Genomic DNA, 13053 nt, shown 5'->3' with positions numbered 1-13053 from the left:
GAAAATTTCGCGCCCGATCGAGTTACCCGATCATCCCCCGACACAGCTGTCGGCCCGGCGCGCAAGACGATGTCCACGGAAAATGTGCGCGCACCAGATCCGCGTCACCGATGCGCCGCGCCGATGTCTCCCAGGCAGCCCCCACTCCGGCGGGTACCGCTGACATCCGGCCGCGACCGGTGAGCATCACAGGCGGATACGTGGTCGTCGCGGACCGGCCGGTCCGCCCCACGCCTCGTGCGCGCGTGACGCGATAACGAGGAAGGCACGAACCCTGAGCAAGATCACAGTCGAACAGGAACCGGGACTGGCGGACACCCTGCTGACGGCCGAACTGGACGCAACACATACCGCCCCGACATTCACCGAATTGGGGGTGCGCCCGGAAATCGTGCGCGCGCTCGGTGAGATCGGTATCGAACGCACTTTCGCCATCCAGGAACTCACCCTGCCGCTGGCATTGGCCGGAGAAGACCTCATCGGTCAGGCCCGCACCGGCATGGGCAAGACCTTCGGATTCGGTGTGCCGCTGCTGCATCGCATCGCCACCGCTGAATCGGGCACCACCCCGCTGGACGGAACGCCGCGGGCGCTGGTCATCGTCCCCACCCGCGAACTCTGCCTCCAGGTCACCAAGGACCTGGAGAACGCGAGCAAATACCTGACCAATCACCAGGGGCCGCTGAAGGTGGTCTCCATTTACGGTGGCCGCCCCTATGAGGCGCAGATCGAGGCGTTGCGCCACGGCGTCGACGTCGTCGTCGGCACCCCCGGCCGGCTGCTCGACCTGGCCAATCAGCAGCATCTGATCCTCGGCAAGGTCGGCGTGCTCGTCCTCGACGAGGCCGACGAAATGCTCGATCTGGGCTTCCTGCCCGATATCGAACGCATTCTGGGGATGGTCCCGGATAAACGGCAGACGATGCTGTTCTCGGCCACCATGCCCGGCCCGATCATCACCCTGGCCCGCACATTCCTCACCCGCCCGACCCATATCCGGGCCGAGGAGCCGCACGATTCCGCGGTGCACGATCGCACCGCCCAGTTCGTCTACCGGGCGCACGCGCTCGACAAGAGCGAATTGGTCGCCCGCGTGCTGCAGGCCGAAAGCCGCGGCGCCACCATGATCTTCACCCGCACCAAGCGCACCGCGCAGAAGGTGGCCGACGATCTGGCCGAACGTGGTTTCGCGGTCGGCGCGGTGCACGGTGACCTCGGCCAGATCGCGCGCGAGAAGGCGCTGGCGAAGTTCCGCAAGGGCACCATCGACGTGCTGGTCGCCACCGACGTGGCCGCGCGCGGCATCGATATCGATGACGTCACCCACGTCATCAACTATCAGTGCCCCGAGGACGAGAAGACCTACGTGCACCGCATCGGCCGTACCGGTCGCGCCGGGCGCACCGGCGTCGCGGTGACGCTGATCGACTGGGACGAGCTCAACCGCTGGGCGAGCATCGACAAGGCCCTCGGCCTCGGCATCCCCGAGCCGGTCGAAACGTATTCGCGCTCACCGCATCTGTTCTCGGATCTCGGCATCCCGGAAGGTGTCACCGGCACCATCCGCAAGCCGAAGCGGGAACGCGAGGAGGACGCCGAGGTCGTCGAGCGCCCCGAGCGCACCCCGCGCAAGCGCAACCGCAGGCGCACCCGTGGCGGCAAGCCGATCGACGGTGAGGCCACCATGAGCACCGGCGATGCCGACGCGCAGGGCGAGACGGAGGCCGGTTCGGCCGCTGCCGAGGACGCGACCGGCGACGAGAGCGATCGTCCGGCCCGGCGCAGGCGTCGTCGCCGCAAGTCGTCAGCCGAGGACGGTGCCACCGCGGAGGCGAGCGGGACCGCCGAGGCGAACGGCGTCGCCGAGGCCGACGACACGGCAGCGGCGAGTGGCGCCGCCGAGGCGACCACTGCCGAGGAACCAGCGGCCGAGAGCGCCGATGCCGAGACCGGCGGCGAGCCGCCCGCCCGGCGCAGGCGTCGTCGCCGCAAGCCCGCCGGTGAATCCTCGACAGCGGATTCGGCCACGCCGGTCGAGGCGAACAGCACCGCAGGCGTCTCCGCCTGATCGAACACCCCCGCGATGCTGGTGGGCGCGAACCGCGCCCACCAGCATTTTTCGTTGCCGGACCGGGCCGCGCGCCCGCGCGCGAACCACATCGGGACCGCCCACCGCCCGGCACGGCGATGTCATCGGCGCTCGCACCGATCCGCTAATCTCGCACACGTGCTCGCACCCGAGCGGCGGACCCGCGCCGACATCCTCATCGCGGTCGCGATCGCCCTCGTACTGGCGATCGCGGCTCTGGTGGTGTGGATCCAGTCGGATGCGCGCGGCACCGAGTCGGTCGTCGCGGACACCCCGGTCGACACCCCACCCGCCGCGTCGGCGCTGCCCAGCGAGCTGCGCGAACTCTGGCACGCGCCCGACGGGGCAGGCACCGAGGCGCTCACCTCCGGTGGCGTTGTGGTCACCGCGGACGGCGGCACCGTCACCGGGCGCGATCCGCGCACCGGAAAAGAAATCTGGCATTACCGGCGCGATATTCCGCTGTGCGGTGTGCAGTCCCAGTTCGGCACCGTGATCGCGGTCTATCGCGACGATCGCGGATGCAGCCAGACCACCATGCTGCTCGGCTCGGACGGGTCGCGCACGGCCGCTCGCAGCAGCGAGATGGACTCCGAGATCGCCTTGTCGGTGGACGGCACCTATGTGCTGGCCCAGGGGCCACGCCGGTTGGAGATGTGGCGCTCGGATCTGGTGCGGACACTCGAGTACGGTCGGGTCGAGGCCAGAGAGATCTCCAAATCGCAACCGCGCCAAGGGTGTTCGCTGATCTCGGCGGGTTCGAGCCCGTCGCGTCTCGCGGTACTCGAGCGCTGCCCCGGCGACGCCGCCAACCGGCTGACGGTGCTCGATCCCGCACCCAAGGACTACCGCGTCCCCAAGGAATTCGGTTCCCGCGAGCTGAACGGACCCGGCACCGATTCGCCCGACGCGGAAGTGATCGCGGTGTCGGACAACCGCATCGTGCTCTACCTGCCGGGCGCCGCCGCACCCGAGGCCGCGCCGCCCCGGCTGGCGGTCTTCGATGCCACCGGCAATCCCCTGGTGGCGCATGAACTTTCGGCTCCGCTGGCCGACACGACCAGCACGACTCGGATCGGCTCGGCCTACCTGGTGTTCACCGGCAACAGCCTGATCGCCTTGAACGCCAGTACTTTCGACCCGATGTGGACGGCCGCGGGCGCACTCGGCAGCCCGGCATTGATGGCCGGGCATATCCTCGTTCCGGTCGAGGGCGCCATCGCCGCGCTGGACCCGGCGACGGGCACGGAGGTCACTCGGATCCCGGTGGACCGCAAGGGATACGACGGCTCCCCCATCGCACTGGGCGTGCTGGGCGATGTCGTTCTCGAACATCGCGGCGATCAGCTGGTGGCACTGGGCTGAACCCGTTTCTGTCGGTGCCCGATGGCACACTCACCATCATGCGCACAGCAGCCACCGGGGCACCCGGCTCGTCCGCCGACGGGCCGGCGTCGGCCGGGCACGGCGGCCGCGTGGGCCGAGCGATACCGCCATGCTCCGCAGGCGAACCTCCCCGGCGCGAGCACGGTGGCTCATGATGGATCACATGTCCGAACTCGAGCATGCCCGGCTGATAGTCCTGCGCCACGGTGAGACCACCTGGTCCGCGCAACGCAAGCACACCAGCACCACCGATCTGCCGCTCACCGAGCGTGGCGAACAGCAGGCCCGCGCGGCCGGACAGCTGCTCACGGACCTGAAACTGCGCGCCCCGGCCGTGTACACCAGTCCGCGTCTGCGCGCGGCGCGCACCGCGGAGCTGGCGGGCCTCGCATCGGCCATCGTCGACGCCGACCTGGCCGAATGGGATTACGGCGACTACGAGGGCCGCACCACCACCGAGATCCGGGAGACGGTGCCCGGCTGGACGGTCTGGACCCACCCGGTGCCCGGCGGGGAATCCGCCGAGCAGGTGCGCGCCCGCGCCGACCGGGTCCTGGCCACCGCCACCGAACAACTGGCCGAACGCGATGTGGTGCTGGTCGGGCACGGGCATTTCTCCCGCGTCCTCATCGCCCGCTGGTGCGAGTTCGATATCCGGGAGGGCCGCCGGTTCGCCATGACGACCGGCGCGATCAGCGTGCTCGGCTACGACCACGGCGCACGCACCGTCCGCGGCCACAACCTCGTCCCGGCCGAGGAGCTCTCCCGATGACCGGCACCGCCATCCGCCGCGCGGTCCCCGAGGATGTGCCCGCCCTGGTCGAGCTGGTCTACGACCTGGCCGAATACGAGAAGGCCGGGCACGAGTGCACCCTCACCGCCGAACAACTGCACACCGCGCTGTTCGGGCCCGCCCCCGCGCTGTTCGCCCATGTCGCCACCGTTGGCGAGGAAGTGGCCGGCTGTGCCATCTGGTTCCTGAACTACTCCACCTGGGACGGCGTGCACGGCATCTACCTGGAGGATCTGTTCGTCAAGCCACAGGCGCGCGGCACCGGGCTCGGTAAGGCGCTCATCGCGGCGCTGGCCGAGGAGGCGGTGCGCAACGGATACAGCCGGGTCTGCTGGTCGGTGCTCACCTGGAACACCCCGTCCATCGACTTCTACGAGTCCCTTGGCGCGGACGTACAGGACGACTGGGTGGGCTACCGGTTGTCCGGTAAGGCGCTGGCGGCCCTGGCCGGAGATCGCTGATGTGGCTGTCGCTGCCGGACCGCTGGCCGGCCTCGGAAACCGAGGCGATGGCGATGCAGGATGAGCTGCGTCCGCTGGTGCGCGCCGAGAATCCGCGGCCACCGCGCTTTCGCACCATTGCCGGGCTCGACTCCGCCTATCACCACGATGGCACCGTCGCCGCGGCCATCGTCGTCGTGGACGCGCAGACCCTGGAGACCGTCGACACCACCGTGGCCTACGGAACCACCACATTTCCCTACATCCCCGGGCTGCTCTCGTTCCGCGAAATGCCCACCACGGTCACCGCCCTGCAACGGCTCACCGACGCGCCCGACCTACTGGTCTGCGATGCCCAGGGCCTTGCTCATCCGCGCCGGTTCGGTTTCGCCTGCCATGTCGGCGTGGTCACCGGGCTGCCGACCATCGGCGTCGCCAAATCGGCCTGGGGTGAATGCGGCGAGCCCGGCCCCGAACGCGGCGCACAGGCCGACATCACCATCGACGGCGAGGTCGTCGGCCGGGCGCTGCGCACCCGCGCCGGGGTGAAGCCGGTGTTCGTCTCGGTCGGCCACCTCATCGACCTGGACACCGCCTGTGCCCAGGTGCTCGCGCTGACGCCGAAGTACCGGCTGCCGGAGACCACCCGGCGCGCCGATCACCTGTGCCGTCAGGCGCTGAAAGAAGCGACCACACGCTGAACCGAAGTGACGGGCGGTTCGGCGGCGTCAGTCCGGATCGATGCCGTACTCGCGGGCCATCCAGCGACTGGTGGCCGGTGTGAACAACAACACCAACGCCCCGACCACCACCACACCGAGCAGGGCGCCGTAGAACGGCTGATGGGAATCGGTCAGCAACGACCACACCACCGGCAACAGCAACAACTGCGCGATCACCGCGATGGCCCGGCCCCAGCGCTGGCCGAGCAGCAGGCCGATCCCCGCCGCCAGCACCGCACCGCCGAGGATCACGAACCACGCGGCCGTGCCGTATCCGCTGGCCTGGCTCTGATCGTGGCCGAGCAGACCTCGCACCACCAGCACGATCGCTACCGTCACCGCGACGGCGCCCTCCAAGGCCACCAGCCCACCGGCGCCACGCACCGTGCCCGGCACCGTTCCGACGTCATCTCGCTCAGCCACCCGACCAGGGTAGGTCGCGGGCCCGACGACCGTGGCATCGGCCGAACCGGTAACCCGGCTGAATTAAGGTGCGTAGGTGCGGACGTTGTTGATCGTGAATCCGAATGCCACCTCTACCACCGCGGCCACCAGGGACCTGCTGGCCCATGCGCTGGAGAGCCGGACGCAATTGACCGTCGCCCATACCCAGCATCGGGGCCATGCCGCCGAGCTCGCCCAGTGGGCGGCGACCAATGAGATGGATCTCATCGTCGTGCACGGTGGCGACGGCACCGTCAACGAGACGATCAACGGGTTCCTGCCGCTGCCCCAGGTGGACGACGGCCAGGCGTGGCGGCCGCGGCTCGGCGTGATCCCCGGCGGCTCGGCCAACGTCTTCGCGCGTGCTCTCGGCCTGAAACCCGATCCGGTCGCGGCCACCAACCAGCTGATCGACCTGCTGTCGGTGAACGACGACCGCCGCATCGGGCTCGGCATCGCCGACGATCGCTGGTTCTGCTTCAGCGCGGGCGTCGGCCTGGACGCCGACGTGTGCGAGGCCATCGACGCCAGCCGCGCGAACGGAAAAGCCGCCACTCCGGTGCGCTATCTGGCGACCACGGTGCGCCAGTTCTTCCGGGCCAAACGGCACAAGCCCGAGGCCACCGTCATGGTTCCCGGACACGACCCGGTCGAGGGCGTGCATTACGCCTTCGTGACCAACACCAGTCCGTGGACCTACCTGAACGCCACCCCCGTGCGCACCAACCCGGGCACCGCCTTCGAATCCGGGCTCGGCGTGTTCGCCATGCGATCGATGGCTTTGCTGCCGACTTTGCGGGTCGCCGGCCAACTTCTGGCACCGAACGGAAACCCGAAGTCACGCAAATTGTTTCGCGAAGACGACGTGGCGTCGGTGCGAATCGAGACCGATCAGGAGATCGGCCTGCAAATCGATGGCGACTTCATCGGCAAACGCAACGTGGTGGATTTCACCGCGGTCCCCGACGTGCTGGAAGTCGTCGCGCCGCGCCCGTCGTGAGACTCGCCGAGGTGAAAAACATCGCCGTTGTGCTGCGAAAACTCGGCGGAGCGAGTACAAAGGACCGGGCAGGCTCCCCATGCGGGACCTTCAGAGCGTGAGCTTCCCCACGGTGCACCGGATACCTATTGACATCTACGGTGTTCGTGAAAGCATTCACAAGCAACCGTGCGGAAACATTCAGGTCGCACAAGTGAACGATCCACAAACCATCGGCGCCATTTGTGGCGCCCAGTAAAGGAGCAGAGGAATGGACTGGCGCCACAAGGCCATCTGTCGCGACGAGGACCCCGAACTGTTCTTCCCGGTGGGTAACAGTGGTCCGGCGCTCGCGCAGATTGCCGATGCCAAGCTGGTCTGCGCTCGTTGCCCGGTAACCGCCGACTGCCTGTCGTGGGCCCTGAAGTCCGGACAGGATGCCGGTGTGTGGGGAGGCATGAGCGAGGACGAGCGTCGGGCGCTCAAACGCCGCAACGCGCGCACCCGCACCCGCACGGTCGTCTGACCCTCGGTCAGACGAGCGATTCGGGCCCCAGCCCGGACCCGAATCGCATTCGGCCCGGCACCCGCTGAGGTGCCGGGCTCTGTTATTTTTCACGCCGCCCGACACGGGCCGCGAACTCTGGGAGCTCGCTCTCGCTTCGCTCGAAAACGGGGCTTGACCAGTCGTTTTCCGCGGCTGGGCAGGCCGAGGGTTCAGCGGCCCGAACGCCGACCGAGCGGAACCCGCAGCACCGCGTCGGTGCCGATATCGGCGCCAGGATGCAGGCCGATGGAACCGCCCAGCTCCGCCGTCACCAGCGTCCGCACGATCTGCAGGCCGAGGCGATCGGAGGATTCCAGGCTGAAACCGGGCGGAAGGCCACGGCCGTCGTCGCTGATGATGACGTCGAGCCAGCGCGCCGAACGCTCCGAACGAATCGTCACGGTACCGTTCTCGCCGGCATCGAAGGCATGCTCGATGGCGTTCTGCACCAGCTCGGTCAGCACCATCACCAACGGTGTCGCCCGTTCGGCGGAGAACACACCGAGCGAACCCGCCCGGCGCACCTTGATCCGCGCGGTGTGCACGGTCGCGACGTCGGCCATGATCGGCAGCAGCCGGTCCACCACCTCGTCGAGATCGACCTCTTCATCGACCGACATCGACAGCATCTCGTGCACCGAGGCGATGGAGGTGACGCGGCGGACCGATTCGGTCAGCGCGACCTGCGCCTCCTCGTTCTCGGTGCGGCGGGCCTGCAACCGCAGCAGTGCGGCCACAGTCTGCAGGTTGTTCTTCACCCGGTGGTGGATCTCCCGGATGGTGGCGTCCTTGCTCAGCAGCGCACGGTCGCGGCGCTTGACCTCGGTGACGTCGCGCACCAGCACCGCGGCACCGGCCAGCTGCCCGTGCGGACGCAGCACCAGGGTGCGCAACAGCACTGTCGCGCCTCTGGCCTCGACCTCCATCCGGCGCCCGGTCCGCCCGGCCAGCGCGGCCTGAATATCGCCGACCACTTCTTGCGCATCGAACGGATCGGTGATCAGTGAACGCGTGGTGACGGCCAGATCCTGGCCGGCCAGATCGGCCTGCAGGCCCATCCGGTGATAGGCCGAGAGCGCGTTGGGGCTGGCGTAGGTGACGATGCCCTCGGTATCGAGCCGGATGAACCCGTCGCCGGCGCGCGGGCTGGAATGGGTGGCCGCACGATCCTCGGTGGTCGGGAAGGTGCCGTCGGCGATCATCTGGCACAGATCGTCGGCACACGCCACATAGGCGATCTCCAGGGTGCTGCGCACCTTGGAACGCTGCAGGTCGGTGTCGCGGCTCAAGACCGCGATCACATCGTCGCCGCAGCGCACCGGGATGGCTTCACGGATGGCGTCCACCGGATGCGGGTGGTAGACACCCTTGGCGTCGGCCTCGCCGTCGGTGCGCACGATCCGGCCGGTGGTGAGGGCCTCGAACACCTGCGGATGCTCGGTCCGCAGCGCCTGGGTGCCGACGAGATCCTCGTAGTGCACGGTGGGCGCGGTGGTGGGCCTGCACTGCGCCACGCACACGATGTCGGCTCCGTCGGTGACGGGTCCAGCACCCACCCACAGCAGCAGATCAGCGAAGGACAGATCCGCGAGCAGCTGCCAATCCCCCACCACCCGCTGCAGATGATCCACCGCGACGCCGGGTAGATCGGTGTGTTCGGCCAGCAGCTCGCTCAGTGTCGCCATGATCGATCAGTCGCTTCGATTCCGCCCGCGCTCAGGAGATGACGGCGATCAGATCGCCCTGCTGCAGTACCTGACCGGGGGTGACCGCGATCGAGGTGACCTCGCCACCGACCTCGGTGATCACCGGAATCTCCATCTTCATCGACTCGAGCAGCACCAGAGTCTGGTCGTGGGTCACCCTGTCACCGACGGCGACCTCCACCGTCAGCACTGTCGAGACCATCTCCGCACGTACTTCCTCAGCCATGACACCCCGTTCGCCTCTGTTGTATGGGTCACCGCCGTGGGCGGCAGGTCCCGCTGACGATATAGCCAATCACACTCCCGGCCACCGCCTTCGCCGAGGAATCCCCCGGTCGGCGCCGCCGGAGTGTGCGGTAGATTGGCACGGGCCCCGCACCGGCGGGGAGGATTCGTCTTTGCCCGCGCATGCGGGGAGACTGTCCCAATTATCGACGAGTTCCCCGCGCAGGCGGGGGTGATCCGGGAGCTACCGATGGGTAAACGTGGCCGTAAGAAGCGCAGCCGCAAGGGCAACGCCGCCAACCATGGCAAGCGTCCGAACGCCTGACGCGCGTTCGCTCGGTCTTCGACCGAAAACGAGCGGCACGTCACTTCCTGACGGAAGGACGTGCCGCTCGTTCGTTTTCCGGGTGCCGGACCCGCTCAGGACTCCGCGGATTCGATGCGGGTGGTCTCCTGGCGCATCGTCACCGACCGGCGGATCTCCACGGTCAACCGCTCGCGCAGCGAATCGGGCGCGCGGTCGCCGCCGCATTTGCGGCTGAGCAGGCCCTTGAGCTTCTCCTCGATGCCGTAGGCCTCGATGCACGGCGCGCAGTGATCCATATGGTGCTGTAGCCGCGCACGGGTCGAGTCGTCGCATTCACCGTCGAGCATCAGCCACACATCGGCGAGTACCGCCGTGCAGTCGAGCTCCATGTCGGGATCGTGCTCGGCGCTCACTGCTTGACCTCCTGGCGCACCGTGTCCGCGGTGGACGCGGACGTATCGTCTGACGTGCCCCCGGCGCGGTTGAATCCACGTTCGCGCGCCACGTCGGCGAGCAAACCCTTCAGTTGCTTACGGCCGCGATGCAGCCGGGACATCACCGTACCGATAGGCGTGCCCATGATGTCGGCGATCTCCTTGTACGGGAAGCCTTCGACATCGGCGTAGTACACCGCCATCCGGAATTCCTCCGGCAGCTCCTGCAACGCGGCCTTGATGTCGTCGTCGGGCAGCGCGTCCAGCGCCTCCACCTCGGCCGAACGCAGCCCGGTCGAGGTGTGCTCGGCGGTCGCGGCCAGCTGCCAGTCGGTGATCTCGTCGGTCGGGTACTGCGCGGGCTGACGCTGCTTCTTGCGGTAGGAGTTGATGTAGGTGTTGGTCAGGATCCGGTACAGCCAGGCACGCAGGTTGGTGCCCTCCTTGAAGGACTTGAAGCCCTGGTAGGCCTTGACGTAGGTCTCCTGCACCAGGTCCTCGGCGTCGGCCGGGTTCCTGGTCATACGCAGCGCGGCGCCGTAGAGCTGGTCGAGCAGCGGGAGCGCGTCGCGCTCGAACCGCTGAGCCAGCGCGGTCGGATCCTCCGCCACGTCTTCGTCGCTCGTCACAGGTGTCCCTTCGATCGGCGTCTCCGCCAAATCTACCGGCACCAGTGTTTCCGCCGGGAACCGAGCTTGCGGCACCTCGGTCCATACCGGGCGTTCTTCGACCAGAACGGGCAACGCTCCTCCTTCATGGACTGCGCCGGACCTGCGCGGCGACGGAATGCGAGCCGTCACGCACTCCGCCGGGAATCACGCGCGATCGCTGTTACCGCATGCAACAGAGGAACCACTCACGGTGTTCCCGAGTCCGCGCGAGCGGTCCCGGCGGCGTCGAATCCGGTAGCGGTCCGGGTTCGAGGCCGCGAGCGGCTTCCAGCGGGCCGTTGGACTCGGCGGCGAAATCGGCTCGACAGCCGACTTAGGGTGACCGGTATGGCACGAGCCTCCACCCCCGCGATCCGCACCCTCGTGCAGGCCGCGACCGAGCATCGGGTGCACGCCTACGCCCATGACCCGCGCACCGACTCCTACGGCACCGAGGCGGTCGACGCGCTCGCGACCGAGCTGGGTCTGGACCCAGGACAGATCTTCAAGACGCTGGTGCTGGAACTGTCGACCGGATCGCTCGCCGTCGCGGTGCTGCCGGTGCCGCGGAGCCTGTCGCTGAAGGCGGCGGCCGCCGCACTCGGCGCACCCAAGGCCGCCATGGCCGACCGGGCGAAGGCCGAGCGCAGCACCGGCTATGTGCTGGGCGGGATTTCACCGCTGGGCCAGCGCAAGGCCCTGCCGACCGTCGTGGACGCCTCGGCGACCCGCTGGGAACGCATCCTGTGCAGCGCCGGACGGCGCGGACTCGAGATCGAGTTGGCACCGGCCGACCTGATCCGATTGACCGACGCGGTCGTCGCGCCGGTGGTCGCGGGCTGAAACTCGGTGGCGCCGCGCAGGAAACGCTGGGGCGCCACGCCGTCAAACCTCGCCTCGGGCGGTTCGGTGTGCGTCAATTGAAGCGCCAAGTTTCCGACCGATCCGAGGATGTGATGCGAATGTCCCCGCGCCAACGTCTGCGCACCACGATCGTCGCCCTGTCCGGGGCGTTGATCCTGGCCGCGGGCCCCGCGGTGCTGTCTACCCCGGCCGCGGTCGCCGCGCCGCAGGGCGGCCAGCCCAGCTACCCGTTCGAGGGTGGGGAAGACGGCGGCACTGCCGGCGAACCCAAGAAGGACGAGCGCGCCCAGCGCGCCGAGGAGTTCGGCGGCGGGCTGGCCAGCGAGGTCATCGACCTGGCCGCGAACATCCTCAAATGCGGTTTGAACGTCGTGACGCCGACGGTGGGCTGCTCGATCTGACCCGACCGCCCGGTCACGCAGGACATATCTTCGCCCACCTCGGAGCGACAATTCTCAATGTTGTCGCTCGTTGTCGCTCCGAGGTGGGCGGACAGCACCCACAGCGGCCCGGACCAGGTCTCCTATCGGGCGGCGCGCGGAACGCGAGCCCCGGCGCTTACAGCAAGCTGATCTGTTCGGACTCCTCGCCGACCGGCTCCAACAGCTCGGGCCCGTTATTGCGCACGCTGTTGACCCGCGGTGACACCGGCCGTGCGGCAATACCGGCGACCAGCTCCGGCGTCGGCGGTCGCAGCAGTTCGACCGGCGCCGGGTGATCCGGATCCAGCCAGGCATCCCAGTGCTCGCGCGGCATCGGCAAGGGCATCCGGTCGTGGATGCGAGTGAGATCGCCGACGGCATCGGTGGTCAGGATGGTGCACGACAGCAGCGGCTCGGCCTCGGGCAGGCTTTTGTCGCGCCACACCGACCACAAGCCGGCCATGTACAGCCGCGAACCGTCGGCGGCCGACATGAAATACGGGTGCTTGACGACTTTGCTCTTGGCGCCGGACGGATCCGGCTGCACCAGCCACTCGTACCAGCCGTCCATCGGCACCAGGCACCGGCGATACTTCACCGCGTCCCGGAACGACGGGGTGGTGGCGGCCTTGTCGGCGCGCGCGTTGAACAGCGGTTTGCCCTTCACCGGCACCCCCGGTTCGGCCGCTTTGGTCCAATGCGGGATCAGGCCCCAGCGCATGCGGCGGATCCGCAGGCGCGGGTCGTCGTCGGGGTGGTCGTGGTCGTGGCGCTCGACCACCGTCAGCACCTGCGTCGTCGGGGCGACGTTGTAATTCGCGCCGCCGCGATCGGAACCCGCCGAACCGGGTTCCTCGCCGGTCTCGTCGATCGCGTCCAGCTCGACCGCGAGCCGGCCGGGGTTGGTCGTCGTCGCATAGCGTCCGCACATATTCCCGATACTGCCACCGGGCACCGACACCGGCGGCGAACTCGGCCCTCGCACACCGGATCCGCTGCCAGGACACCACCCGGAAATCGGCCTGTGACCTGCGTGCGGCTGTTA

The 13053-nt window shown here is 68.5% G+C and carries 16 protein-coding genes; 10 read left to right on the top strand and 6 right to left on the bottom strand.

The annotated features are described in order from the left end of the window. The first annotated feature begins 253 nt into the window (after positions 1-253). From AC5W7N_RS17580 to AC5W7N_RS17560, 5 genes are all read left to right on the top strand, one after another. Positions 254-2068, top strand: coding sequence for a DEAD/DEAH box helicase (locus tag AC5W7N_RS17580; protein ID WP_195006982.1), 1815 nt, complete (start codon positions 254-256; stop codon positions 2066-2068). Between the two features lie 159 nt (positions 2069-2227). Next, entirely contained in the window at positions 2228-3454 is a 1227-nt protein-coding gene (locus tag AC5W7N_RS17575; RefSeq protein ID WP_490724741.1) for an Rv3212 family protein, read from the top strand. A gap of 184 nt (positions 3455-3638) precedes the next feature. Beyond that, positions 3639-4247 carry an acid phosphatase gene (locus AC5W7N_RS17570; RefSeq protein WP_490724742.1) on the top strand — a complete coding sequence of 203 codons (609 nt, stop codon included), beginning with the start codon at positions 3639-3641 and terminating at the stop codon, positions 4245-4247. Next, positions 4244-4729, top strand: a complete 486-nt coding sequence (locus AC5W7N_RS17565; RefSeq protein ID WP_163809499.1) for a GNAT family N-acetyltransferase — start codon at positions 4244-4246, stop codon at positions 4727-4729. Before AC5W7N_RS17570 ends, AC5W7N_RS17565 begins: the two co-directional genes overlap by 4 nt. Beyond that, positions 4729-5409, top strand: a complete 681-nt coding sequence (locus AC5W7N_RS17560; RefSeq protein WP_163809497.1) for an endonuclease V — start codon at positions 4729-4731, stop codon at positions 5407-5409. Before AC5W7N_RS17565 ends, AC5W7N_RS17560 begins: the two co-directional genes overlap by 1 nt. Before the next feature lie 27 nt (positions 5410-5436). Here AC5W7N_RS17560 and AC5W7N_RS17555 read toward each other — a convergent pair whose 3' ends face one another. Further along, entirely contained in the window at positions 5437-5853 is a 417-nt protein-coding gene (locus tag AC5W7N_RS17555) for a hypothetical protein (RefSeq protein WP_048833594.1), read from the bottom strand. A 76-nt stretch (positions 5854-5929) separates the two neighbouring features. On the opposite strand from AC5W7N_RS17555, the gene AC5W7N_RS17550 reads away from it, so the two are divergent. Further along, on the top strand, positions 5930-6874 hold the full coding sequence (locus AC5W7N_RS17550; protein WP_194992044.1) for a diacylglycerol/lipid kinase family protein: 945 nt from the start codon (positions 5930-5932) through the stop codon (positions 6872-6874). A 250-nt stretch (positions 6875-7124) separates the two neighbouring features. Continuing rightward, positions 7125-7379 carry a WhiB family transcriptional regulator gene (locus AC5W7N_RS17545; RefSeq protein ID WP_011211115.1) on the top strand — a complete coding sequence of 85 codons (255 nt, stop codon included), beginning with the start codon at positions 7125-7127 and terminating at the stop codon, positions 7377-7379. 191 nt (positions 7380-7570) lie between these two features. On the opposite strand, the gene AC5W7N_RS17540 is transcribed toward AC5W7N_RS17545, so the two are convergent. Together AC5W7N_RS17540 and AC5W7N_RS17535 are read right to left on the bottom strand one after the other, a co-directional pair. After that, complete coding sequence (locus AC5W7N_RS17540) at positions 7571-9085, bottom strand: sensor histidine kinase (protein WP_163809495.1); 1515 nt, start codon at positions 9083-9085, stop codon at positions 7571-7573. A gap of 31 nt (positions 9086-9116) precedes the next feature. Continuing rightward, complete coding sequence (locus AC5W7N_RS17535) at positions 9117-9332, bottom strand: biotin/lipoyl-binding carrier protein (RefSeq protein WP_014352520.1); 216 nt, start codon at positions 9330-9332, stop codon at positions 9117-9119. Between the two features lie 249 nt (positions 9333-9581). Between AC5W7N_RS17535 and AC5W7N_RS17530 the strand changes: the two genes are divergently transcribed. After that, entirely contained in the window at positions 9582-9656 is a 75-nt protein-coding gene (locus tag AC5W7N_RS17530) for a 50S ribosomal protein bL37 (RefSeq protein ID WP_022597109.1), read from the top strand. 95 nt (positions 9657-9751) lie between these two features. Here AC5W7N_RS17530 and rsrA read toward each other — a convergent pair whose 3' ends face one another. Further along, entirely contained in the window at positions 9752-10051 is a 300-nt protein-coding gene (rsrA, locus tag AC5W7N_RS17525) for a mycothiol system anti-sigma-R factor (RefSeq protein ID WP_375139355.1), read from the bottom strand. Further along, a complete protein-coding gene (locus AC5W7N_RS17520; protein WP_490724847.1) occupies positions 10048-10776 on the bottom strand; it encodes a sigma-70 family RNA polymerase sigma factor in 729 nt (242 codons plus the stop codon). The genes rsrA and AC5W7N_RS17520 overlap by 4 nt, the downstream gene beginning before the upstream one ends. A gap of 294 nt (positions 10777-11070) precedes the next feature. On the opposite strand from AC5W7N_RS17520, the gene ybaK reads away from it, so the two are divergent. Further along, on the top strand, positions 11071-11565 hold the full coding sequence (ybaK, locus tag AC5W7N_RS17515; protein ID WP_495921901.1) for a Cys-tRNA(Pro) deacylase: 495 nt from the start codon (positions 11071-11073) through the stop codon (positions 11563-11565). Between the two features lie 119 nt (positions 11566-11684). Continuing rightward, complete coding sequence (locus AC5W7N_RS17510) at positions 11685-11987, top strand: hypothetical protein (RefSeq protein WP_163809490.1); 303 nt, start codon at positions 11685-11687, stop codon at positions 11985-11987. Between the two features lie 157 nt (positions 11988-12144). Here the strand turns inward: AC5W7N_RS17510 and AC5W7N_RS17505 are convergent, their stop codons facing one another. Continuing rightward, a complete protein-coding gene (locus AC5W7N_RS17505) occupies positions 12145-12939 on the bottom strand; it encodes an SOS response-associated peptidase (RefSeq protein WP_195006754.1) in 795 nt (264 codons plus the stop codon). Positions 12940-13053 lie beyond the last annotated feature (114 nt).

The organism is Nocardia sp. CDC519 (assembly GCF_059509835.1).
Note: the sequence above shows the minus strand (reverse complement) of the source record. Positions and strands in the feature narration are given on the sequence as shown.